Source organism: Streptomyces sp. MMCC 100 (assembly GCF_041538145.2).
Classification (GTDB): domain Bacteria; phylum Actinomycetota; class Actinomycetes; order Streptomycetales; family Streptomycetaceae; genus Streptomyces.
In genome coordinates, this window is record NZ_JBGORK020000001.1 from 7,976,149 (window position 1) to 7,997,934 (window position 21,786).

Consider the following 21,786-nt stretch of genomic DNA (forward strand, 5'->3'; position numbering starts at 1 on the left):
GGCGGATCCGAAGGCGCGACCCCACCGGGGGTTCACATACCGGCTCATGACCGGACAAACCCCAGCTCAGGGTCCTCGCGGAGCTTGCCGAGGGCCCGGGAGACCGCGGACTTCACGGTACCCACGGAAACTCCCAGCACTTCGGCCGTCCGGGCCTCGCTGAGGTCCTCGTAATACCTGAGGACGACCATCGCACGCTGCCGTGCGGGCAGCTTCATGATCGCCCGCCACATCGCGTCGTGCAGGGCCTGCCGCTCCGCCGGGTCGTCACCGCCGGGCACGGGCTCCGGCTCGGGCAGCTCGTCGCAGGCGAACTCGTCGACCTTGCGCTTGCGCCACTGCGAGGTCCGGGTGTTCAGCAGCGCCCGGCGCACATAGCCGTCCAGGGCGCGATGGTCCTCGATGCGCTCCCAGGCCACGTACGTCTTGGTGAGCGCGGTCTGCAGCAGGTCCTCCGCGTCGCTCGGGTTCGCGGTGAGCGACCGGGCGGTACGCAGCAGCACCGGCTGGCGGGCCTTCACGTACGACGAGAACGACGGGTACGGGAAGGTCTGCGTCCTTGCTGTGGCCGGGGCCGTGACCTTGGCCGTGGCCTTGGTCGTGACCTTGGCCGTGGCCTTGGTCGTGGCCTTGGTCGGCGCCGTGGCCGGCGCCATGGCGGTGGCGGCGCTCGAAGCGCTGGTGCAGACGGGTGCGGTCATGGCTCAACGCTATGAGCGAGGGGGCACCCGGCGGATCGGCCGCAGGTCCCGAAGCAGAGTCCCCCTCAGGTTGTAGGGGTGGTGGTGGCCCCACCTCCTGTAGGTGGAGCGGGGGAGGAGGGGTACTGCGGGTTCACCCCTGGGTGCTCTCCCCCCGGGGCGCGAAAACGCCCGGGCGACGGTACCGAAGTACCGCCGCCCGGACGCACTGCGACCCCATGAAGCACACCCGCACAAGGAACCGAGGAGCCGGCGCGGCAACGCACCCGCGCCGGCCCCTCAGCTCACCACCACAGCGGGGAGAAGCTGACGGCCACGTTCTCGTTGCCCTGATTGATCGCCGTGAACGCGGAGCCGTCGACCTGCGCGGTGTTGCTCTGGTTCGAGGCCCCCGAGCCGACCGCCTGCTGCTGCGTGGTGGACGAGTTGCCGTTGTTGTTCCCGCCGACACCGCTGCCGAGGATCCCGGCGTTGGCACTGGCGGCGGTCGCGCTCGATCCGTCGTCCGCGAAGGCGCCGTTGTCCGCCGTCGCCACCCCGCCGAGGAGAGCGGCGGCGAGCGGGAGGGCGGCGACGGCGGCGACGACACGGGCGGTACGGATGCTTGCCATGTTGTTCCTCCAGAACAAGTGCGCACCGGCTTCCAGCCGACAACGCGAGAAGTACGTGAACCAGGACTTGTGCCAAGGCAGTTGGCCGACCGCCTCGACGCTGTGCACGACGTCGCGTGATCAGAGTTGCCCACCGAACCCCGGCGAACCACCCCGGAAGCACCGATTCGCCCTCAAGCGTGAGGACAAGTCGATAAACCCCTTTGCTTCCCTTCCGCACCACCCCGGGGCAGTACGGACACCTCCACCTCAAGCCCCGCAAGAGGTGAAGCGTTCCGCCACTTTTTCTCCCCGACCCAGCCTTCCCGGCGCGTCGCACCCCTCACCCTTCCCTTTCTCGAACATACGTACGAACATAGACCCATGGCCACCACCGACCGGCAGGCCACGACGCTGGCCCTCGCACACGCCCTGTCAGCCGCGGAACGCGGACTGGCCGTCATCCCGCTGGCCCGGACGAAGCTCCCGGCACTGCGCTCCCCCCACCGCCACGCCCCGACCCCCGAGCCCTTCACCTGCCACGGCGAGTGCGGCCGCTTCGGCCACGGTGTCCACGACGCCTCGACCGACCCGGCCCGCATCCGCGCCCTGTTCGCCGCCGCCCCCTGGGCCACGGGCTACGGCATCGCCTGCGGCCTGCCGCCGCATCACCTGATCGGCATCGACCTGGACACGAGGCCCGACGAGTCGGAGCCCGACTCCTCGACCGCCCTGCGTGAACTGGCCCTGCGCCACCTGTTCACGATCCCGCCCACGGTCGTCGTCCTGACCCCCAGCGGAGGCCGCCACCTCTGGCTGACCGGCCCGCCCGACCACGTCGTCCCCAACTCTGCCGGCCGCCTCGCCCCCGGCATCGACGTCCGGGGCGCCGGCGGCTACCTGGTCGGCCCCGGCTCCCGCACCCGCCACGGCGCCTACAGGACCGCCCCCGGCACGTCCCACCTGGCCCCCGCACCCTGCCCGCCCGCGCTCCTCCGCCTGCTGCTCCCACCCCCCGTGCGGCGTGCCGGGGGCGGCGGGTCGGATGCGGGCGGGACGGTGGCGGGGGGCGTGGTGGCGGGCGGCCGGGGCCTCGTCCACTTCGTCCTCGCCGCGCACGAGGGCCAGCGCAACACCCGCCTCTTCTGGGCGGCCTGCCGCGCCTACGAGAACGGCATCGGCCCGGCCCTTCTGACCCCCTTGCTGGAAGCCGCCCGCACCACCGGTCTGACCGAACGCGAGGCCCGTGCGACGATCGCGTCGGCGGCCCGCATGACGGCCCGTCGCCCCTGACGGAAGCCACCCGACGCCCCCACCCGCCTCCGCTCGGCCCGGCCCCGCACCCGGGCGCCTGCCCCACCCGGCACGAACGGCCTGCCCCACCCGGCACGAACGGCCTGCCCCACCCGGCACGAACGGCCTGCCCCACTCGGCACGAAACGAAAGACCCCGATGCACGACCGCCCCAGAGTGCCGGCCCTGTCGCTGACCCGGATCGTCCTGTCCTGCGGCCGCAGCGTCGACCTGGCCGAACTCCGCCTCGCCCCGACCTACGGCGACATGCCGGAGGGCTATCCGTGCCGCCCCGTCAACGACCGGCGCATCCAGGCGCTCCTGCACACCGCCGCCCGGATGTCCCCTTCCACGCCGGTGCACCTGATCCCGCCACCGCGCGATCACCCGGACCAGTACGCGGGCGCCCACGGCCCCGTCGAGACCCTCCCGCGCGTGGCCTGCGTCGGCCGCTTCTCCTCCACGCCCCTGATCCCGTCCAGCGACCCGGTCACCCACCGCTCCGGCCTGACCGTCATCTGGTTCCAGCCAACGACCCGGCTCCCGGACAGGTACGACACGGACCCGGCCCTGCGCGACGTCGACTGGACGCCCCTGGCCCGGGACTACGAGCTGGGGTACCCGCTGTACGGGCCCTAGGACCCGGGCCGTACGCTGCCGCTCCCCTCAGCACCCACGTCACTGTCGTCCTTCCGCCACGGCCGGACCCCCAACTCGCCGGTGGTGCCGAGGTCGAGGTGCGGGGCGACCATCACGGGGGCGGAACCGGCCTCGGCCCGGACCCTGACGTAGGGCACGGTCACCGCCTCGCCGAACTCGGTGGTGTTGCGCCACGCCAGGCCCGACACGGCGGACTCACCGGGCCGCAGCGTCACCGGTCGCGGCGGCCCGTCGTCCCCGCCCGCCATCGGGATGCCGTCGGTACCGCGCAGGATCTCGATCCCGTCCACCGGCTGCCGCTCCGCGTCGAGCAACTGCAGTACCGGATAACCCTCCAGCGAATACGCCCGACTCCCGCAGTTCTCCAGATGGAGCCCCACGACACGCAGCCCCATCGCCGCGTCCCCCTCGTCGGCGGTCAGCCGCAGCCCGGACCGCGGACAGGAACCGGCGGGCGCCGGCGCCTCGTCGGAGGGCACCCGCTCCACGTCGAGGATCCGCACCCGCCCGGCCTCGGGACGGCCACCGGTCGAGTACCCGACGTGCTCAAGAGTGCGCCGCACGGTCTTCCCCGCCCCCACGGACGCCACCGTCTCCTCGACGTTCGACATCGCCCTGCCCTGATCGTCCATCAGGGAGAAGGTGACGGTGTACGTGAAGGGCTCGGCGTCCTGATTGGTCACGTCGTACGCGACCGCACACGAGCTCCCGCCGACGCTGCTCCCACCCTTCTCGACCACCCCGACGACCCGGACCCCGTCCCGCTCGGCACCGGCGGTGGAGCTGCCGTCGACGCCGGAAGAGCCGTCGGCAGACGCACCGCCCGCACACCGGTCCTCGACCCCACCGCCACCACCCGCCGCCGAGTCGGCGCTCTGGGTACCACAGGCCCCCAGCAGAAGACTGGCCACCAGAGCACCGGAAACCGCGACCGACGTGCGGAACGGGGAAATTCGCATCGCCCCACCCCACCAGCCCCACCCCACTCCCACCATGGCGGAAGCCACACCTCCGGTCACAGCCCTGTCACAGCCGGGACGACAACGGCCCCTGACCGTCACGCCTGGTCAGGGGCCGTCAATCGCTGCGGTGGGTGTGGGATTTGAACCCACGGTGGCTTGCGCCACGACGGTTTTCAAGACCTTTCGGGGATTCGGCGGGTGCGCTGCTCCCTCGCAGGTCAGACGGGTACGAGAACCCCAGCGGAGCCGCTGTCATCGCCGCCGTGCTCGCTGCGTGCCCCAGGCAACCGAGTGCCCTCGCACGTTCCCTGACAGCTCACCAGGGCGAACCGCAGATGTACCTCAAGTCTAGGTCGCACGGCCATGCTGCAGGGCATCTTCGATCCATGGAGCTACCGGAGATTGCCATCTGGGTTTCATCAGGCAGTGCTGTTTTCACGGCCACGAACGCGATCGTCTCGTATCGCACGTTCAAACGGGTGCGTCCCAAGGTAAAGGTTGCGCTCTGGCGCACGGGCATCGTGACGTATGAGGACGAGTCCAGGCGCGCTCAGTATCAGTTCATCCTGCGGTTTCTGAACAACGGCGCCACGCCCGTGTCGGTCGAGCGTATCGAACTGCACAGGTTCGAGTCGTGGCACCCGTGGGCGGGATCTCGGATACTGAAGGGCCAGCTGTTCCAGAAGGATGAGCGGCCTACGATCCCCGCTCTGGACGGCACGACGTACCCATTTTACATGCCTGTGGGCAGCAAGCCCGAGGCCAAGTACGTGCGCTTCCGGGTCCTGCTGTCCAACGGCCGTACGGCCATCGGTCCGCTACTGGGGGATGAACCTTGGATTCTCGACCCCCCCGAGCCTCCCCCAGGGACGGTGCCACATTGAGGGCTTCTGCCCCAGCCGGTCCCTGTCGGTCTCCACGCACTCCTTACGCAACCGGGATACGCAGTGCACAGCGCATAGCAGCGTCACGAAGTGATGCCCTTGGCGCTTTCTCGGCCAAGGGCATCACCGTGTGTTTACGTCCCGGAGCTACTCACATACCTCAGAAGAACCTTTCCCTTCGGGCCCTTCGAGCCATGCATCAGCAGCTTCCGCCACTTGGTCATCGCGGCCAGCGACGGGACGGGCATAGTGGCGGGTCGTAACGCTCGCGTTCGAGTGGCCGAGCCGATGAGCGGCGGTCATCACGCCGTACCGATCGGCGACCCACGTGCCGTGTGAGGCCCGGAGGTCGTGCGGGGTGACGTCCGTCAGACCGGCCGCCGTCACGGCGGGGTCGAAGTACGCCTTGCGCCACTGGTTGTAGCGAACCGGCTTGCCGGCGGGAGTGGTGAACAGGAGCGCGTCATCTCCGCCCGAGAGCGTCTCCAAGTGCCGGCCGAGCCGCTTGGCGAGGGACGGACCGACGCGGAGGAGCCGCTTCTGATGCGACTTCGGGGTATCGAAGACCAAGGTTCCATTCGCTTCGGCCAGGTTCTCGTCTACCAGGACGAAGCCGCCGGAGACATCGATGTCCACACGGCGAAGGGCGAACGCCTCCCCGACCCGCAGCCCCGCGTACGCGAGAAGCGCGATCAGCAGGTCATGCGGCTTGTCCGCGCTCCGGACGAGCCGCGAGGCTTCGAGCGGAGTCAGAATGTGCGGCTCCGTCTGCGGCATCCGAGGCAGTTTCACGCCCCGGCACGGTGTCTGCGGAATCATGTCGTTGTCGACGGCAGAACGCATGATCTGCGACAGCACCCGATACGCCTGCCGGATACGCGACGCGCTGAGCCCCTTGGTCCGCATCGCCCCCACCCACTCGGTGACCGTGATGGGCCGAAGGCTGGAGAGTTCACGATCACCAAGTGCCGGATTGATCAACGAGTTGATCAGAGACCGGTACGACGCCTGAGTCTTGTGCTTGAGCTGAGGCGACACGGCCGCGAGCCAGCGAGCCGCCCAGTCGCGAACGGTCGTCTGCCCCTCTGCCGGGTCGAGCCAGCGTCCCTCTTCGATCTCGATGCGCTTCCGCATGAGCCAGCGGTCCGCGTCCGTGGTCGTGGCGAACGTCCGGTCCGCAGGGCGCAGCACACCGTCAGGCCCCGGATAGCGAGCCTGGAACCGGCCGGACGGCAGCTTGCGGACACGGCCGAAGCCCCGGCGGGACTTGCGCTTGCCAGCCATCAGGCAGCCCTCCTGAGTCCCGTGGGCCGCAGGAGGATCGGTTCCACGGTGTTCGCGCTGACATACGCCTCTACGGCGGTTTCAGGGATACGGACGTGCCGACCGACCTTCACGAAGGTGATGCGGCGTTCCTCGACGAGGCGTCGAGGAAAGCGCACCCCCGTACCAAGGCGTTCGGCGACCTGGTCCACGGTGAGAAGCCGGTCCACAGTCACCACTCCCCCTCGTCTGCGGCCAGTCCGGCCAACGCGTCGTGGGCAGTCTCACGATTGGTCTGGAGCCCGCGCGCGATGGTGCCGGCGAGAACGGATTCACCCGGGCTGTGGCCGTGTCCGGCGTACTGCCAGTCGGTGAGGACGAGGACGGTGTCCGGCTCGCGGTCGTCCAGGGCGAGGGCGGCGGGTTCCTGTGCGGCGCGGTAGTCGGCGCGTGACTGGCGGAGGGCGCCGAGGGTGGTGGAGTAGCGGCGGGACTTGGAGGAAAAGTGGCCGCGGAAGCCGAGCATGTGCGCCCAGGCCCAGAGGCGCCGATCCGGGTAGAGGCGGTCCAGGTCGCGGCAGGCGGTGATGAGTCGGCGGGTGTGGTCCGGGACCTGGTGGCGGTCGAGTTCCGCGAGTTCGCCGATACGGCGGTCAAGCGTGCCGGTGTTCTCGGCGGCTTTGGTGGAGTACTTGGCGACGTAGGAGGCGACGGCCTGTTCGGTGATGTCGGAGCCGTCGCCGAAGGCCTTCACCGGGCGTACGTCGAGCTGTGTACCCCAGCGGAAGGACCGAGCCGGTTGGTCACCGGCGGCCGGGACGGAGACGGACGTGTAGGAGTGCGCCGCAGCGGCATGGATGGCGTCGGCGAGGAGGTCGACCATCGCCCAGGCAGGCGGGGGCGTTCCTGGTCCGTCCGGTCCGTCGAGCCGGATCACCGCATGGAAGTGCAGGGCACCGCGCTTCTGAAACTCGGCGACCTTGCCGTACGAGACACGAACGCGGTCGGCGAGTTCTCGGCGGGTGAGGCCGGCGCGGGCGGCGAGTTCGCGGCGCAGGCGGGTGGTGAAGCGCTGCCAGAGCTGTCCGGCATGGTTGTTGAACAGGACGGCGCCCGCGTAGTCGTACGAGGTGGGATCGAGGGCGGTGCCCAGTTCCGGGGCGTCCGGGGCGTGCTGGGTGCCGCAGCGGCAGGTGCCGTGGTCGGGCCGGTTGTGGACCGGGCCGAAGGAGGGAGCGGTCAGCGTGGCGAACACGCGCGGGTGATCCCGGACCGTGGCGGGGACATCTCGGCGGTCGTCTCCGGCCAGGCCCGCGCGGATGAGGTGGTAGGTGTCGCCCGCGTAGGTCCAGGCGCAGGACGGGCAGCGGGAGGCGCGGCGGTTGCCGCAGGCGAGGCGGAGGCGTCCGCCGGGCTCTACGGCGGTCGTGTAGTGGTGCAGGGTCTCACCGGTGGTCTTGTCTTTGTGGAGGGTCCAGCCGGTGAGGTGGATGGGGTCGGAGCAACCGCCGGTGCGGCGGATCTGGTCTTCCCATCGGGTGTAGTCGGGGGCCGAGGCGACGCGGAGGAGGTCGCCGAGGGTGGTCGGGTCGAGCAGCGGGGCATGCGCGGTAGGGGCGCGGTGCGCCATGCTGGGTTCTTCCTTCCGGTTGTCAGATCGGTTGGGGACGGCGCCCGGGCGGCGGATGCTTGGCGGTATCGAGGCCGCCCGGGGGCCGGTCAGCGGCGCTTGGCGTCGGCCTGGACGAGGGAGCGGATCACCAGGGCGCAGACAGCGACCGAGGCGCCGGTGATGGCGACGGCCAGGAGCATCGAGACGAGAACGGCGCCGACGACCAGGACGACGGCCGTTCCGCCGCCGACGAGAGTGAGGGCGGTGCCGGGGGTGAGCTGCACCGTGGGCCGGGACGGCGCCGGAGTGACCGGAGCAGGAGGCGAGCCCGGCGCACTCGGCACGACGGTGGTCGGCTCCACGTCCACGGGCGGCGTGAGGTGGCCGGCGGGCGTGGGGTTGGTCGGGATCTTGGGGCGGAGCATCGGTGTTCTCCCTTCGGGTAGTGCTACTTGACGAAGCCGTTGACGACGGGGGCCAGCACGCTGTCTGCGATGAGGAAGCCGCCGAGGAGCAGTACGGCGATGAGCCACCAGGGCGGGCGGATGAGCTTGACGCCGAGGTAACCGACGGCGAGGAGCGCGAGCCAGAGCGGAACGTCCATCGGGTGGCCTCCTAGCTGACGCGGCAGCGGTGGGTGCGGGCGGCGAGCTGTGCGGCGGACTGGCTGGAGTAGTCGGCGGACCAGCCGCAGCGGTCGTTGGTGCACACGGCGGCGTGCTTGGTCTGGCCCCGGCGGTCGCGGTGGGTGCCGATCTGCACGGGGCCGATCCGCATGACGGAGTGGAAGAAGTCGCGGGCGGGCATGTCAGCCGGTCTCCTCTCGGGTTTCGGTCGGGTCAGGTGAGTTGGGCGGCGATGGCGTCGGCGAGGCGAGGCGGGACGCCGAGGCGGGCGCGGAGGGTGTCGGTGTCGATCGGCGCGCCGGTGCGGGCGTGGTGGTCGTCGGCGACTTTGCGGGCGTGGTCGACGAGCGCGGCCGGGACCGGCACGGCTGTGGGCAGGGCAGGGGCTTCCTCGATCTGCGGGGCGACGGGGGGTTCAGGCGCCGGGCCCGGCTCAGCGGCGGCCGTCTCGGGCACGGGGTCCTGAGCCGGGACGGAGGGTGCCGGCGGAGCCGGGACGGGGTCCGCGGGCGAGTGGGCGAGGAGGGTGCCGCCCATGAAGGCCAGGGCGGGCCATGCCGCGACGAGGATGCGCAGCCAGGCCGGAACGTCGCCGAGGTCGAGGAGCCCGGCGGTAGCGACGTTGGCACCGAGCGATGCGACCAGGGCGATGAGGAACCAGCACCAGGCCAGTCGGGACGGCCCGTCGGCCCGCAGCCGTCGCCAGGCAGCGACCAGGAGCAGGTCGACCGAGACGGGGTAGGCCCAGGCTTTCCAGCCGGTCTGTCCGGCAGCGGCGGCGAGGTCGTGGAGGTGGGCGAAGGACAGCGCCCCGGCGATGACGGCCTGGACGAGTACGGCGTCGATACGGAGAGCGGGGCGGGCCATCACGGCTCCTTCCTGTGATCAGGCATGGCGGGGTAGGGACCCGGCGCGAAGGACGGTCGCGCCGACCGTGGGAGGGGGAGGGGTCAGGCGGTGGCGGTGGCTGTTTTGGACAGCGGCACGCGGGCCGAGGGCAGCGGAGCAACCGCGGGCCGGAAGGGCGCGAGGGCGGGCAGCTCGGGGGTGCGGTCGGCGTGCTTGTTGCAGACGTTGACGGCCTGGCGCAGAGTGGTGTGCGGGGCGCGGATGCGGTGCCAGCCGCCGGTGGAGTCCCCGGCGATGGCGATTCCGCGTGTCTCGGCTGGGATCTGGATGGAGGCGAGGACGGCGTCCGGGGCGATGTCGCCGAAGGCCATGTTCGCCGAGGTTTCGTCGTTGACGCGGTGGGCGGTGCGGCCGGTGAGCTGGGCGCGGAGCATGGTGATGCCTTTGCCGAGTTCGGAGCCGAAGCGCTGCCCGCAGATCTCCAGGTAGACGCCGGCCGCGCGGCCGAGCTGGGCGAGGCGGACCAGGGCGGTGATGATCCGGTCCCGGCGCTTCTCTTCCTCCTTGCTTGCGAAGAGCGCGAGTTCGGCGACCTCGTCGACCAGGACGACGACCGGCACCGGTCGCAGGTCCTCGGGCAGGTCCCAGATGTCGGCGGCGATCTCCGCATCCGGCACGGTGACGCTGATCCGCTGTTCGGCGCGGATGAGCTGATACACGTCCTGCATGTGGGACACCAGCGCCTCCAGCAGCTCCAGCGCGGTGTCCGGGTTGTCGGCGAGCGCGGAGAACCGGCGGGCCAGCGGGAACAGCTCGACCCCTTGCTTGCAGTCGATGCCGACCAGCGCAACGTGGTGCGGGGCGAGCCCGGCCACGAGGTTGCGCTGATAGACGGACTTGCCGGACTCCGTGGCCCCGAGGGTCAGACCATGCGGGACGGCACGGTAGTCGCGGTAGTGCACCGAGCCGTCCTCCCGCAGCGCGACCGGAACACGCATCGGCCGGGTGTCGGTCTTGGCCGGCATCTGCACCCGCTTGAGCACGTCGTAGCCGGTCATCCGGATCTCGACCACGCCGGAGCGCAGCTCACGGGAGGTGACGCCGTACATCCCGAAGGAGTGACGCAGCCGGTCCGAAGCGGCGGCCACGTCGAAGGCGTCCTGTCCAGGGCGGAGTTTGATCCGGAGGACCAGGCCAGTGTGGGTGGGCCGCAGCCGCAGTATGCGCGGCGCGCGGGACTCCGGCGCCGGGCGGTTGGCCATCCGGGCCAGCATGAGGCGCCAGCGCGAGGGCGGGACCGTCAGCCCGCAGGCCTCCATGACGGAGGCGTAGCGGACCAAGACGCGCACGACAGCGAAGGTGACCCCGAAGGTCATCCAGTACCAGGCGGGACGCCGCCACCGCAGGAGACCCGCAGCGGCGACGACCACCAGCAGTAAGACCGTCGGCCACGTCATGGCTCAGGCTGCCTTCGAGCCCGTGCCCGTGGTGGCCAGCGAGGTGACGGCGACCGCGCGGAAGGCGATGCCGTGCCGCTTCTGGCCGTTGAACTCGTTTTCCCACGGCCGGGCGACCAGCCCCGTGAGCGCGGCCGGGGTGCCCATGGTCAGGTCACCGGAGATGCCGGTCTCCGGGACGGTGACGGACAGGATCTCGACTTCGTCGTTGGCCGCGAACATCACGTCCACGGTCATCAGCTTCGCGCCGGTTTCGGCGTCGGTGGCGATCTCGCCGGTACGGCGGTCACGCACCTTGGGCTGCGGGGTCTTAGCAACCATCACGGTCGCGGCGGAGGTGTCGACAGGGATCTGACGCACAGCAGAACACTCCTCTACAGGTGCTGGGCTCCGACACTCATGTACATGAGTGCCACGAAGAAGAGTGCACCACTCCTGTACATGAGTCAACCCGCCGCGGCATCGAAGTCACGACGGGTTGCTCGAAGTTGAGCGGGCGTCAGTCGGCGGCAGGGATCCGATACTCGAAAACGAACTGGTCAGCAGCCATGAGCGTGTCGCAGACCTCCACCACGACTCCGGCCGTCGTACGGGCCTCACGGATCAGGTGAACCACCGGCGCACCCGGACTCAGTGCCAGCTCGGAGGCTTCCGCCTTGGAGGCCGGCCGCGCTTGCAGCGTCTCGACAAACTCGGCGAACTCGTGTCCGTGGTCTTCGAGTCGGGCGTAGATGCCACCGCCGCCGGGATTCTCGGCGAACAGCTCGGGGATGTCCTTGACGACGTCCCACGGGAGGTAGGAGGAGGCGGTCTCGACCGGGGTGCCGTTGCGGAAGTAGAGACGCCGCCGGGCGAGCACCTGAGTGCCGGCGGGAACGCCGAGCCGCTGAGCGGCATCCGCGGGAGCCTCCATGGGGCCGATGTAGAGCACGCTCACCTTGGCCGTAGCACCGGACTGAGCGGACTCCGCGAGGTACGCGGCCTTGCCGCTCTGACGGAGCGAGCGCCGGAAACGGTCGGAGGAACGGTGCCGCACCGGCGGCCGGTCCTTCACGATCGAGCCCTTGCCGTGCCGGGTCTCCACGAGCCCGCTCGCCCGCACCTCGACCATGGCCTTACGGATCGTGCCACCGGACACGCCGTAGCGCTCCACCAACTCCGATTCACTCGGCACCATGTCACCAGGCTTGAGAACCCCAGCCCGGATCTGCTGCACAATCTCGTCCGCGATCTGCACGTACCGAGGCCCGGACCTGCCCCCCTCTACCGCAGTTCCCATAGTCCTTCTCTGCCTCCTATGCTCCTGTACATGAGTCAACCACAGGAAGCAACGTCGACGCCCCTGCACTCCGTATCCGTCGCCGGAGTCGTCGTGCGCGAAGACGGCCGCCTCCTGGCCATCCGCCGAGCCGACAACGGCACCTGGGAACTGCCCGGCGGCGTGCTCGAACTCAACGAGACCCCGGAGGCCGGCGTAGCCCGCGAAGTCTGGGAAGAGACCGGCATCCACGTCGAGGTCGACGAACTCACCGGCGTCTACAAGAACACCACCCGAGGCATCGTCGCCCTGGTCTTCCGCTGCAAGCCCTCCGGCGGCACCGAACGCACCTCAAGCGAGTCCACAGCCGTCACCTGGCTCACACCCGACGAGGTCAGCGAACGCATGGCCGAGGTCTACGCGATCAGGCTCCTGGACGCCCTAGACGGGGCTGGCCCCCACGTACGAAGCCACGACGGCAAGCACCTCATCCCAGCGGGATAAGACTTTCCCTACTTCATCAAGGCGGCTCGCTCCGCTCCCCGCGCGCGGCCCAGCCCCCGGCCGGGCCTGCGCTCCTGTCTCCGCCCCGCTCCAGCCCGGCCGGCGTCCGTGCCGCGTGCACAGCAGTCAGCCGCCTGATGTCGGAGAAGGGGTACGTCGTGGCTGGGGCGGTCGGCTCCACGGCTTTAGCCACCTCCCCGGTCCGGGTCCCGCGTCGAGCAAGACCAGGGGGCCACTCGTGCACATTGCGGGCAGGCTCAAAGCCTGCCCGAGTTGCCAACCAGCGTACGGCCCCCTGATCATGCTCGACCCCAGACCGGGCAGGCCATCGGCCAAACCCGCTCCACCGACCTCGTATCAATCGCTCCGAACGCTAGCGGCTCGGCGACTCAGCGAAGATAATCACGGCATGAATGGGCGAGTCCTGGTCGCTACAGGAACCACAGTCACGGTCGTCGCTGCTTCTGCGTTGGGCTACTACTTCAGCCAGGTCGGCTTGGACAAGGCCGACAAGACGGCAAGTGTTGTGGGGCTTTTTATCGCGCTGGCAGGTCTAGCACTTTCGATTTACGGAATAGTGGAAGCTCGGAAGTCAAGCACGCCTCAACCAACTACTCAGAAAGTTACCAGTTCGAATATCTCTGGTAGTAACATTCAGATTGGCCAAACTGGCGGGTCGGTACGTATCAAGCGATCCAGTCAGCACTCCACGGCAAGTCAAATTCAGCCTCCCTTGACGCCCGAATCTGGTAGGGCCGCGACCGCGGGGCAGGAAGTAAGAGGTTCACAAATATCCGGTAACAATCTCCAACTCGGTGAATCCACAGGAGATGTGGAGATCGAAGAATCGTAATGGCGAAAGATCTAGACAGTGCACAACTGTGGGTTTCAGATTCCCACATCGGCGGCCACAACATTCAGATCGGGTGCGCCAGCGGTGACGTCAACGTAACTATCAAAACAGGTCCCGACGGCCTGCAAAGCACTTACCCTCGGTCTCATATTGCAGACCAACTGATCCGCGAATGCTCCAAGAGGCGAGAAATTCTGCGTAGGGCCCCTGGGGTCACCCAAGAACAGGCAAACCTAAGTACAGAGTTCGATTTCAATGATCCGGATGGCCTGATTTCACTCAGCTCAGGTAGGGTTGTGGCGCTAGTCGGCCCCATGGGTGCTGGAAAATCCGACGTGGCCAACCTATGGCTAGCAAACCGGTGTCGAGAGTTCGCCGAAGACGACGGGGAACCACTGCCTCTCTGGATCGCGGCGAGGAATATTTCCCATGACTTGGAGTCGTGGATAACAAGCAGGATTGATTCGTCTACTCTGGCAGGAGTGGGGGTTTCGCTGGTCGTTGACGGAATAGACGAGACCTCAAAAGGAGCCCAGCTTGTTGAAGAATGCCAGATCCTAGCCGCCCGATGGCCTAAGTCGCAAGTATTGATTACTGGGCGTCCAGGAATGTTTGCTGACCATGTGGAATGCGCCCACTTGGAAAGCTGGTCAGAAGATGCGGCTTTCGAGATGATTCGTAAGGTCGCCGGATCCCCGAACATTCACCCGTACAGTTATCCTCCTCAAATTGTGGAAGCTGTTCGGCGACCACTGTTCGCCATGCTGGTAGTTAGCATCCACAGCGCGCGCGAGAGTGTACCCAAAACCTCTGCTGGCCTCATTCAGCACTGTGCACTTCGATCCCTTGGGAGCAGCAGTGGTTCTTGGCGAGAGTTTTTTCCATTGCTACGCCGGATCGCCGCTTCTTCTGTTGCAAGCGACGGCAATGTAGCACTAGCTGAGGTCGGCGGAGAGGCGATACGTCATAGTTTGCAAGAAACTCGCCTAGTGGCATTTTCGGAAAACAAAGTTTCCTTCACTCTGAGCCTCTTTGAGCAGTGGTTCGCGGCGGAGGCATTGCTACAGGGAGAAGTAAACCTAGATCATATCCTTAGCGACCTAGCGTCCTTCGCAAAGTGGCGGTATGTACTTGCCCTCTGCATGCAAACGGGCAGTTCTGAGCATATCGATGACATCATGAATGCTCTCGCTAAATGGAATCCTGGTGCTGCCGCCTGGGTGGTACGCGAGGGTATCGAAAGGCCTTTCGGTAACGGAATCTCATCTTGCGAACTACCTGGATGGAAAGCTGTGGCCACGCGACTTCATCGCGCCACGGCAAGTTGGTGTAGAGGTGTAGGCGAGCTAGCCCCAGTGGTGACAGTGCTGGATTCCGGAAAGAATGCCAGTAATCATCTAAAGTTGCATTTGGCAGTAGAAGAGACCGGCACAAGATTCATCTACGCATGGGAGCAGGGAAACTCGGACTCGAAAGCTATTCACCACCTTTCCAACCCACAGGAAATGGCAGGTAGGGGTATAGGTGTTGGGTCTTCTCCTGCACCGGCCGGCGACGCCTGGGTATGGGGTTGGACCCACCACCAGTTGCAGCAGCACATAGAGCGAAATTTGCCCAACGCCCTACACCTGCATGCGCCGCTGGGTGGGGTCATTGAGACCGAGTACATATGGGCTGTCATTTATGCTCTGCTTCGAAGGGGTTCGTTTCTCCGTGCAGAACCTGTCGCAGTAGAGGAAATCAAAACTCTCGTACGGAAACTTCAGGAGAAGGCTCGGGAGCACGGTCCTTTAGACGACTACGCATATCAACATGGAGCCAGTAGGCGTATCACACGTTTGGATCTCATACTTGTCGGCGAATGGCTCGATCGACAGCACGGAGGTCAGCTAACGCCTCCATGGCCGTCAGCTGACGTTAATAGGCCGAGCTCAGGGTGGGTATGGAATTTCTACACGCCTGATCGGCTACTTGAGCTGACTCGCTTCGTTTATGCTCGTGCCCTCGACGCGTACACTGAAATAATGCGTACGCTATTTCGAAACTTCACTTACACCCTAAGCCACTTTTCCCTCCTGCCAGCAACTCTGAAAGGAAACTTGCATGTAGGCGAGGGTGATTCATTCACGGATGGTCCGGTACTTGACTATTGTTTGATCCCGTTCGCCGATACGGAATCGAGCCAGAGCCGTATCGATATTTCCATTGCCCAGTCTAGGGAAGTGCGGATACCGCAAGAGTATGAGAAGTATGAGCCCTATTTGCGGAGGTTTCACGTTGACAACCCAGAGAGGGCGCCGTTCTCTTTTCATGGCTGGACGCAGACAGCGCTGCACATATGGGAAAGTCGACCTGCAACGAATATCGCCTTCCGATGGATTTGGAGCGACCTTAGGTCGCTCGGTTTTGTGACTAGTACCCCCCGTGACTTGCGGTAGTTCGAACTCTCTTGGTCGCAGAACGGCACTTCCCTGACTGACTGTAACTGGCTGAGCTAAAACCTCCAATGCCGAGCTTCCGCTCAGGAATCACGGGAACGAACAGGTTCGTGCCATGCGCGTGCCAGATCGTGAGTGAACTACGGAGGGCGGCGAGGGCTGGTCACGGGCACTGCGAGGGCTCCAAAAACCGCCGCATGTCAACGCAGCAATTTCTGCCAGGCGACCAACTTTTCAAGCTAAGAGACCCCGTGCACGCACGGCCTTGCTGAAGGTAGCCAGTGACGCGCACGCCCGATCTCGTGTGGGCGAGTGCCGGTGCCGCGCTGGGCCAAATCTCACTCGCGACGAGTCGTCCGCTCTCGGAGCCGGAAGGGGCGCAACCCACGCCAGAGGCGTGCCATGAGTCAGACGTCTTCCAAAAGGGCGGCGTAGACCACAGCCGCACCAGATTGGGCGGGGAACAGCGGGTCTCCACGGTGAAACTCGCGGAGGCCGACGAAGCTGCACTAACGCCGTTACTCCAAGTCACCGCCTGGGCGCCCAAATGTCCGCAGCTCGCCAAGCTGAGGGCTCAGGCACAATTAGCACGTGCTGGCGTTGTGGCTTGCTCTGGTCGACGGCACTGGCAGCGTGGTGGGGACCGGTGGGGCGCACCGAGGCATACGCGCGCCTGGTCGGTGGGCGCACCCGCCGCCGTGGCTGACTGTCGTCGGCTAGGGTCCCTGCCACCACCGTGCCTGGGTCGAGCTCCGGCCGTCTCCTGACAGTTCGAGGCCGCTCAGCGTCGACCGAGTAACAGCAGAAGCCCACGGCATCCAACTGCTCAGAGCCGTGGGCCTCGTCAGGCCCGCCGTTCAGCGGAAAGGGTGATCGGTAGACGAGCTTCCGGGTGCTGATGGGAGTGTCAGGAATATCCGTGACTGACCCGATTTAGGACTGACGTTCGCTCACAGCCAGGAGGTGACCGCGACTGTTTGCTACGCGGAGCACGTCTCGCAGGGCCCCGGCCAGTTCGGTCACCATTCGGCGCAGATCGTCCGGGCCAGCATCCCGGTCGCCGAGTACTGCCGAAACCTGCTCCACGAGATCAGCCGCCATACCGAGCTGTACCGCCTCGATGTTGTCCGCCAGGCGGGACATGTAGCCGCCACTGTCATCGGTGCTCAGGTAGCAGGGCTTGCCATCCGGGCCCGACCACGGGAGGAGTCGCAGTTCGTTCTGCGGTGTCATCTGTGCGCCTGCCCTTCTTCGATCACGTGGTGGGTGCTGAAGACGGCGTCGACGCGGTCCCCAGGGAACACGAGCAGAGCCGCTTCAACGACTCGCCCGGTGTTGTCTGCCGCAACGCGAGTGATTGCCAGGACGGCCAAGGCTGCGCTGATCCGCAGGGTTGACGCCTCATCCGACGTTGGGAGTCGGGCGGACACCGTCTCGTGGACCTCGGCCGGCGGTGGGTCCGGCACAGCAAAACTGGCCTCCGCCCACGCCCTTGAGGACCTGTCGCCGAGCGTCTTGGTCGGTGTCAGGTCTCGCGGTACGTATACGCGGGCCAGGCTGTGTGGGGACTCTCCCTCGTAGCTGAGTCGGAGGATTTCGATCAGTGGGCTTCCGTCATCCACCTTCAGAAGCGCCGTGAGGTGCCCCCGCGCGGGCAGTGCCGTAGTGCGGACGGTCACGCGCAGGTCCACGTCTGCGGCAGTCCGAGGGTCTAGCGTGCCCCACCCACCGACGTACGTGATCTTGCGCAGCGGACGGCGGACGAAGTTGCCCTTGCCGTGGATCTTCTCGACCAGGCCCTCGCCCTGGAGCACGGCGAGGGCGCTTCGCAGTGTCGCCGTGCTGACCTTGTACCGGTCGGCCAGGGCGGACTCAGACGGGAGCCGGTCACCAGGCCCGATGCGGCCGGTCGTGATCCGGCGTCTCAGGTCGTCCGCGACGACGAGGCGACGAGACGTCATGGACTGTGTCACCGCCTTCTCGTCATCCGCACGGCGACGAGCCGGGTTCGCCCGTTTATGGTCAGCAGCTCTCCCGACTCGAACAGGAGTTGCTTCGCACCCTGGGGAAGCTGGAAGAGGTCGCTCACCCGGCATGCCCGACCACCGACTTGGATGATGTCGCCCCGCAGAACAGTGGCCGCCGTGATCTCGACGTTGGCAGCCAGCGCACCCCCGGGGGCCCAGTTGCTCACCGCTTCACCGTCGGTCGCGTGGAGTGATCCGGCGCGGGGTGGCAGGGGCAGACGCACGTCTCGTAGATCACCGGCAGGTCGACCGGCGCAGGAGATGGCGACGCTTCCGCACAGGCTGTGTGAGTGCCGACCCGGCATGCGGTCGACCGGTAGGCAGCAGCCGCGGTTTCCGAAACGTGGAGGCGTTGACGAGGAGGCATCAGCGAACACCTGCCAGGGTCGAGAACGCCTCAGCCGACAGTCGGGGCGCCACAACCACCGAGCGCTGACGTGCACGCTGCCGCTCCCAGGCCAGCACGTACGGGCGGACGAGCGCATTGTCCTCGCCCAGGAGCAGGTGAAGGCGGTCAGCGGTGTCCGGCATCGATTCCGGGACGGCCGGCGGTTCCACGGCAAGCGCGGGAGGCGTCGCCACGGCCGCCCGTGACGGCGTTAAGGCTCGGCGGTGCCTGCCCTTGGGGAAGTACCGCGCTCTGGCGAGCGAGACGGCACGGCGGATACGGTTGAGCACGCTGCTCAGCTCCTATCGCTGATGGCTCGGTCCCCCGACATCGCCCGTCGTGGGGACCGCTTTGCGTACGACCGCCCAAAGGGTGCGGCCGTTCAAGCTGGTGGCGTGAAGCCCGAATCGATCGGCCTCCGCCATCACTTCCAGGACCTCCCGCCACGACGAGGCGGAGAGCGAATCCGGTACCTCCGCCTCGACCGACGTGCATCGGTCGTGCTCCTCCACACGCGTGGTGAGCCCGACCGCCGATAACCGAGCGGCGATGGCCTCCGCGCTCACTCGCGAAGCGGGCACAGGGAAGCCTCCGTCACTCGGCGATCACTTGGAGTGAAGCTAGTTAACTAGATTAGAGCTAGTGGACTAGATTTTCCATATGCCTGAGCAGCCGCCCTATCTCCGCATCGCCGACGAGCTACGGCAGCGGATCGCGGAGCACGTGTGGGAACCGGGAGACCGCCTGCCCTCCCGCGCCCAGATCGGCCAGGAGTGCGGCGTCGGCGAGAACGTCGTCCGCAGGGCTCAAGAGCTGCTGATCTCCCAAGGCGTGCTGGAGGGCCGCGCCGGTTCGGGCACCTACGTCGCCGAGCCCCGGCAACGCGTGCGCGTGGTGCGGTCGTCGGCGCGCGAACAGCCCGAAGGGTCGCCGTTCCGGGCGGACATGAAGGCCGTTGGCAGGCAGGGCGACTGGGAGAGCAGGACCGACGCCAAGGTGCCGGCCCCGGCGGAGATCGCCGCCCGGCTCGGGATCGCCGAGGGCGAGCTGTGCGTCCGAACCGCGTACGAGTTCCTGGCCGACGGCAGGCCTGTGCAGCTGTCGACCAGTTGGGAGCCGTACGACCTTACCGCCGGCAGTCTCGTCGTCCTCCCCGAGGGAGGGCCGCACGCCGGGGCAGGCGTCGTGAATCGGATGGCCGCCATCGGCATCACCGTCAGCCATGCCGTAGAGCAGCCGGAGCCCAGGCAGGCGACCGCCGAGGAGGCGTCGCTACTCGGCATCCAGAAGGCCGCACTCGTCACGCACATCCGGCGGACGTACTACAGCGACCAGGGACGGCCAGTCGAGACGGCGGACATTGTGGTGCCCGCCGCGCACTGCGAGATCGTGTACGAGATTCCGATCAGCCGCGCGTAAGTGACCAGGCGGCAGGGCCCCTCAGGGCATGCCCCAGCCGTGCCCCTTCCGTGCCCGATCGGCCGGGAAGTCGCGGGGAACGGCAGTGTTCGGCGGGTAGCGCGCACGGTGACGGCCCCCGACCGTAAAGCCTGGTCAGGGGCCGTACCACTGCGGTGGGTGTGGGATTTGAACCCACGGTGACTTGCGCCACGACGGTTTTCAAGACCGTTCCCTTAGGCCGCTCGGGCAACCCACCCATGCTCCGGCCCGCCCTGGGCGGAGCGGGTACAGCCTACCGGCCTCGTCCGCCGAGCGGGGCTCACGGTTGACGGGGAGGGCAGGCTGCCTCCCAGGCCGCCTCGATCATCGGGAAGATCTCGTCCAGGGCGGCCTCCGGTTCGGGTGCCTCGCGGGACAGTGAGTAGGCGTCGATCACGAATCTCGCGATGGTGCGGGCGGCGGTTTCGGTCTTGGGCAGGGCGGGGTCGGCGGCGATGGCCGCGGCCAGGGCCTCCGCGTGGCGCAGGCGGACCGATTCGTCGTACTTCCGCAGGGCGGGGGACGCGTCGATCATGCGCCAGATCGGGGCGGCGCTGTCCGCGGTGCAGTGCTGGACCAGGGCCAGGATCTCGCGGCGCAGCGCGGGGATCAGCGGCTCGTGCGGTGCCCGGTCGGTGACCGCCTGTGTGAGGCGTTGCTCGAAGTCCTCGTCCTGCTCGAACACCAGGGCCTCTTTCGAGGCGAAGTGGGAGAAGAGCGTGGTCACGGCCACGTCGGCCTCGGCGGCCACGTCACGGATACCCACCGCGTCGTACCCGCGTTCCAGGAAGAGCCGCAGCGCGGTGTCGGCGATCTTCTGGCGGGTCGCGGCCTTCTTGCGCTCACGGCGGCCCGACTGCTGCACGGTCATGGCCCGCAGGCTAGCAGGTACGAAACAACAACTGTTATGAAACGCTATCCGTTAGTGCTACGTTCGGCGGCATGAAGAAAGTGAGCTTCGCCGAGTTCGGCGGTCCGGACGTTCTGCAACTCATTGACGCCGAGGAGCCCTGTCCGGGCCCCGGCCGGATACGCATCGCCGTGCGAGCGGCGGGCGTGAATCCCGTCGACTGGAGGGTCAGGGAGGGGCAGGTTCTCGGCGCCCATCCGGTCGAGTTGCCCTCGGGGGTCGGGCTCGACGCGGCCGGGATCGTGGACGAGGTCGGTGAGGGTGTCGCGGGGGTCGAGGTCGGTGACCGGGTGTTCGGGGAGGGCTCCAGCACCTACGCCGAGTTCGCCGTGCTCGGGGTCTGGGCCCGGATGCCCGAGGGGCTGACGTTCGAAGAGGCGGCCGGGTACCCCTCCGTCGTGGAGACCGCGCTGCGCGTCATCCGCGAGGTCGGTGTGCGGCCCGGGCAGACGCTCCTGGTCAGCGGTGCGTCGGGGGGAGTCGGGTCGGCGGTGCTGCAGATCGCCCGCGCCCGCGGCATCAACGTGATCGGTACGGCCGGTGCCGCCAACCAGCAGTACCTGCGCGGCCTTGGCGCCGTCGCCACGACGTACGGCGAGGGCTGGGTCGAGCGGGTGCGGCGGCTCGGCCGTGTCGACGCGGCTCTCGATCTGGCCGGCTCGGGTGTCATCCGCGAGCTCGTCGAGCTGGCCGGGGGACCGGAGAAGGTCGTCACCATCGCCGATCTCGGGGCGCCCGAGTTCGGCGTGCGGTTCTCCGGCGTGGCCGGAAGCATGCCGGCGGCGCTCGCCGAGACCGTCGACCTGATCGCGCGCGGCAGGCTCCACATCCCGGTCGAGAAGTCGTACTCACTCGCGGATGCAGCGGCGGCGCACGTCGACAGCCAGGCCGGTCACACGCGCGGGCGCCGGGTCGTCGTCATCTGAATCGGCTGAGTCGTGTGCGCCCTGTGCGCCCTGTGCGCCGTGTGCTTCGTGTGCTTCGTCTTCGTCGCTTTCAGAACGGCTCTCCCGTACAACGCACTTCGCCACCGGGGCGGGTCCCGGTGGCGAAGTGGGTGGGTCGTGCGGG

The 21,786-nt window shown here is 67.5% G+C and carries 25 protein-coding genes and 1 tRNA gene; 6 read left to right on the forward strand and 20 right to left on the reverse strand.

The features are described from left to right. Positions 1 to 44: 44 nt before the first annotated feature. Positions 45 to 701 carry a SigE family RNA polymerase sigma factor gene (locus ABS735_RS37030; RefSeq protein ID WP_373904640.1) on the reverse strand — a complete coding sequence of 219 codons (657 nt, stop codon included), beginning with the start codon at positions 699 to 701 and terminating at the stop codon, positions 45 to 47. Positions 702 to 985: 284 nt separating this feature from the next. Continuing rightward, a complete protein-coding gene (locus ABS735_RS37035) occupies positions 986 to 1,312 on the reverse strand; it encodes a hypothetical protein (RefSeq protein WP_373904641.1) in 327 nt (108 codons plus the stop codon). Positions 1,313 to 1,675: 363 nt separating this feature from the next. Between ABS735_RS37035 and ABS735_RS37040 the strand changes: the two genes are divergently transcribed. Next, positions 1,676 to 2,584 carry a bifunctional DNA primase/polymerase gene (locus tag ABS735_RS37040; RefSeq protein WP_373904642.1) on the forward strand — a complete coding sequence of 303 codons (909 nt, stop codon included), beginning with the start codon at positions 1,676 to 1,678 and terminating at the stop codon, positions 2,582 to 2,584. A gap of 159 nt (positions 2,585 to 2,743) precedes the next feature. Beyond that, complete coding sequence (locus ABS735_RS37045; protein ID WP_373904643.1) at positions 2,744 to 3,223, forward strand: hypothetical protein; 480 nt, start codon at positions 2,744 to 2,746, stop codon at positions 3,221 to 3,223. On the opposite strand, the gene ABS735_RS37050 is transcribed toward ABS735_RS37045, so the two are convergent. Continuing rightward, positions 3,220 to 4,203 (reverse strand): DUF4232 domain-containing protein, encoded by a 984-nt coding sequence (locus tag ABS735_RS37050; protein WP_373904644.1) that lies wholly within the window; start codon positions 4,201 to 4,203, stop codon positions 3,220 to 3,222. The two genes, ABS735_RS37045 and ABS735_RS37050, sit on opposite strands and share 4 nt — an antisense overlap. A 389-nt stretch (positions 4,204 to 4,592) precedes the next feature. On the opposite strand from ABS735_RS37050, the gene ABS735_RS37055 reads away from it, so the two are divergent. Next, the gene (locus ABS735_RS37055) at positions 4,593 to 5,090 is read left to right on the forward strand and encodes a hypothetical protein (RefSeq protein ID WP_373904645.1); all 498 of its coding nucleotides are present in this window, start codon (positions 4,593 to 4,595) and stop codon (positions 5,088 to 5,090) included. Positions 5,091 to 5,237: 147 nt separating this feature from the next. On the opposite strand, the gene ABS735_RS37060 is transcribed toward ABS735_RS37055, so the two are convergent. From ABS735_RS37060 to ABS735_RS37105, 10 genes are all read right to left on the reverse strand, one after another. Next, positions 5,238 to 6,374, reverse strand: a complete 1,137-nt coding sequence (locus tag ABS735_RS37060) for a tyrosine-type recombinase/integrase (protein WP_373904646.1) — start codon at positions 6,372 to 6,374, stop codon at positions 5,238 to 5,240. After that, positions 6,374 to 6,592, reverse strand: coding sequence for a helix-turn-helix domain-containing protein (locus tag ABS735_RS37065; RefSeq protein ID WP_197925127.1), 219 nt, complete (start codon positions 6,590 to 6,592; stop codon positions 6,374 to 6,376). Before ABS735_RS37065 ends, ABS735_RS37060 begins: the two co-directional genes overlap by 1 nt. Continuing rightward, entirely contained in the window at positions 6,586 to 7,983 is a 1,398-nt protein-coding gene (repSA, locus tag ABS735_RS37070) for a replication initiator protein RepSA (RefSeq protein WP_373904647.1), read from the reverse strand. Before repSA ends, ABS735_RS37065 begins: the two co-directional genes overlap by 7 nt. 89 nt (positions 7,984 to 8,072) lie before the next feature. After that, complete coding sequence (locus ABS735_RS37075; protein WP_373904648.1) at positions 8,073 to 8,390, reverse strand: SpdD-like protein; 318 nt, start codon at positions 8,388 to 8,390, stop codon at positions 8,073 to 8,075. A 23-nt stretch (positions 8,391 to 8,413) separates the two neighbouring features. Further along, positions 8,414 to 8,569, reverse strand: coding sequence for a hypothetical protein (locus tag ABS735_RS37080; RefSeq protein WP_003950175.1), 156 nt, complete (start codon positions 8,567 to 8,569; stop codon positions 8,414 to 8,416). Between the two features lie 11 nt (positions 8,570 to 8,580). Next, positions 8,581 to 8,772 carry a mobile element transfer protein gene (locus ABS735_RS37085; protein ID WP_007388789.1) on the reverse strand — a complete coding sequence of 64 codons (192 nt, stop codon included), beginning with the start codon at positions 8,770 to 8,772 and terminating at the stop codon, positions 8,581 to 8,583. Positions 8,773 to 8,804: 32 nt separating this feature from the next. Beyond that, positions 8,805 to 9,458, reverse strand: coding sequence for a DUF2637 domain-containing protein (locus ABS735_RS37090; protein ID WP_373904649.1), 654 nt, complete (start codon positions 9,456 to 9,458; stop codon positions 8,805 to 8,807). Positions 9,459 to 9,541: 83 nt separating this feature from the next. Next, positions 9,542 to 10,897, reverse strand: a complete 1,356-nt coding sequence (locus ABS735_RS37095; protein ID WP_373904650.1) for an FtsK/SpoIIIE domain-containing protein — start codon at positions 10,895 to 10,897, stop codon at positions 9,542 to 9,544. Positions 10,898 to 10,900: 3 nt separating this feature from the next. Further along, entirely contained in the window at positions 10,901 to 11,257 is a 357-nt protein-coding gene (locus ABS735_RS37100) for an SCO3933 family regulatory protein (RefSeq protein WP_003950171.1), read from the reverse strand. Between the two features lie 139 nt (positions 11,258 to 11,396). Continuing rightward, the gene (locus ABS735_RS37105) at positions 11,397 to 12,176 is read right to left on the reverse strand and encodes a GntR family transcriptional regulator (RefSeq protein ID WP_373904651.1); all 780 of its coding nucleotides are present in this window, start codon (positions 12,174 to 12,176) and stop codon (positions 11,397 to 11,399) included. Positions 12,177 to 12,194: 18 nt separating this feature from the next. Here ABS735_RS37105 and ABS735_RS37110 point away from each other — a divergent pair, with 18 nt between their 5' ends. Then, complete coding sequence (locus ABS735_RS37110; protein ID WP_373904652.1) at positions 12,195 to 12,659, forward strand: NUDIX hydrolase; 465 nt, start codon at positions 12,195 to 12,197, stop codon at positions 12,657 to 12,659. Positions 12,660 to 16,883: 4,224 nt separating this feature from the next. Here ABS735_RS37110 and ABS735_RS37115 read toward each other — a convergent pair. The 5 genes from ABS735_RS37115 to ABS735_RS37135 all read right to left on the reverse strand — a co-directional run bounded on the left by ABS735_RS37115 (position 16,884) and on the right by ABS735_RS37135 (position 18,946). Continuing rightward, positions 16,884 to 17,183, reverse strand: a complete 300-nt coding sequence (locus tag ABS735_RS37115; RefSeq protein ID WP_373904653.1) for a hypothetical protein — start codon at positions 17,181 to 17,183, stop codon at positions 16,884 to 16,886. Then, on the reverse strand, positions 17,180 to 17,911 hold the full coding sequence (locus ABS735_RS37120; protein WP_373905144.1) for a GntR family transcriptional regulator: 732 nt from the start codon (positions 17,909 to 17,911) through the stop codon (positions 17,180 to 17,182). Before ABS735_RS37120 ends, ABS735_RS37115 begins: the two co-directional genes overlap by 4 nt. 8 nt (positions 17,912 to 17,919) lie before the next feature. Continuing rightward, on the reverse strand, positions 17,920 to 18,144 hold the full coding sequence (locus ABS735_RS37125; protein WP_373904654.1) for a hypothetical protein: 225 nt from the start codon (positions 18,142 to 18,144) through the stop codon (positions 17,920 to 17,922). Positions 18,145 to 18,343: 199 nt separating this feature from the next. Continuing rightward, the gene (locus ABS735_RS37130; RefSeq protein WP_373904655.1) at positions 18,344 to 18,655 is read right to left on the reverse strand and encodes a hypothetical protein; all 312 of its coding nucleotides are present in this window, start codon (positions 18,653 to 18,655) and stop codon (positions 18,344 to 18,346) included. A gap of 12 nt (positions 18,656 to 18,667) precedes the next feature. After that, positions 18,668 to 18,946, reverse strand: coding sequence for a hypothetical protein (locus ABS735_RS37135; RefSeq protein WP_373904656.1), 279 nt, complete (start codon positions 18,944 to 18,946; stop codon positions 18,668 to 18,670). 79 nt (positions 18,947 to 19,025) lie between these two features. Here ABS735_RS37135 and ABS735_RS37140 point away from each other — a divergent pair, with 79 nt between their 5' ends. After that, complete coding sequence (locus tag ABS735_RS37140) at positions 19,026 to 19,784, forward strand: GntR family transcriptional regulator (RefSeq protein WP_350890711.1); 759 nt, start codon at positions 19,026 to 19,028, stop codon at positions 19,782 to 19,784. Positions 19,785 to 19,937: 153 nt separating this feature from the next. On the opposite strand, the gene ABS735_RS37145 is transcribed toward ABS735_RS37140, so the two are convergent. Both ABS735_RS37145 and ABS735_RS37150 read right to left on the reverse strand, forming a co-directional pair. Continuing rightward, positions 19,938 to 20,022 (reverse strand) — tRNA-Ser (locus ABS735_RS37145). A gap of 63 nt (positions 20,023 to 20,085) precedes the next feature. Beyond that, a complete protein-coding gene (locus ABS735_RS37150) occupies positions 20,086 to 20,676 on the reverse strand; it encodes a TetR/AcrR family transcriptional regulator (RefSeq protein WP_373904657.1) in 591 nt (196 codons plus the stop codon). A 71-nt stretch (positions 20,677 to 20,747) separates the two neighbouring features. On the opposite strand from ABS735_RS37150, the gene ABS735_RS37155 reads away from it, so the two are divergent. Continuing rightward, entirely contained in the window at positions 20,748 to 21,641 is an 894-nt protein-coding gene (locus ABS735_RS37155; protein ID WP_373904658.1) for an NADP-dependent oxidoreductase, read from the forward strand. Positions 21,642 to 21,786: the final 145 nt, after the last annotated feature.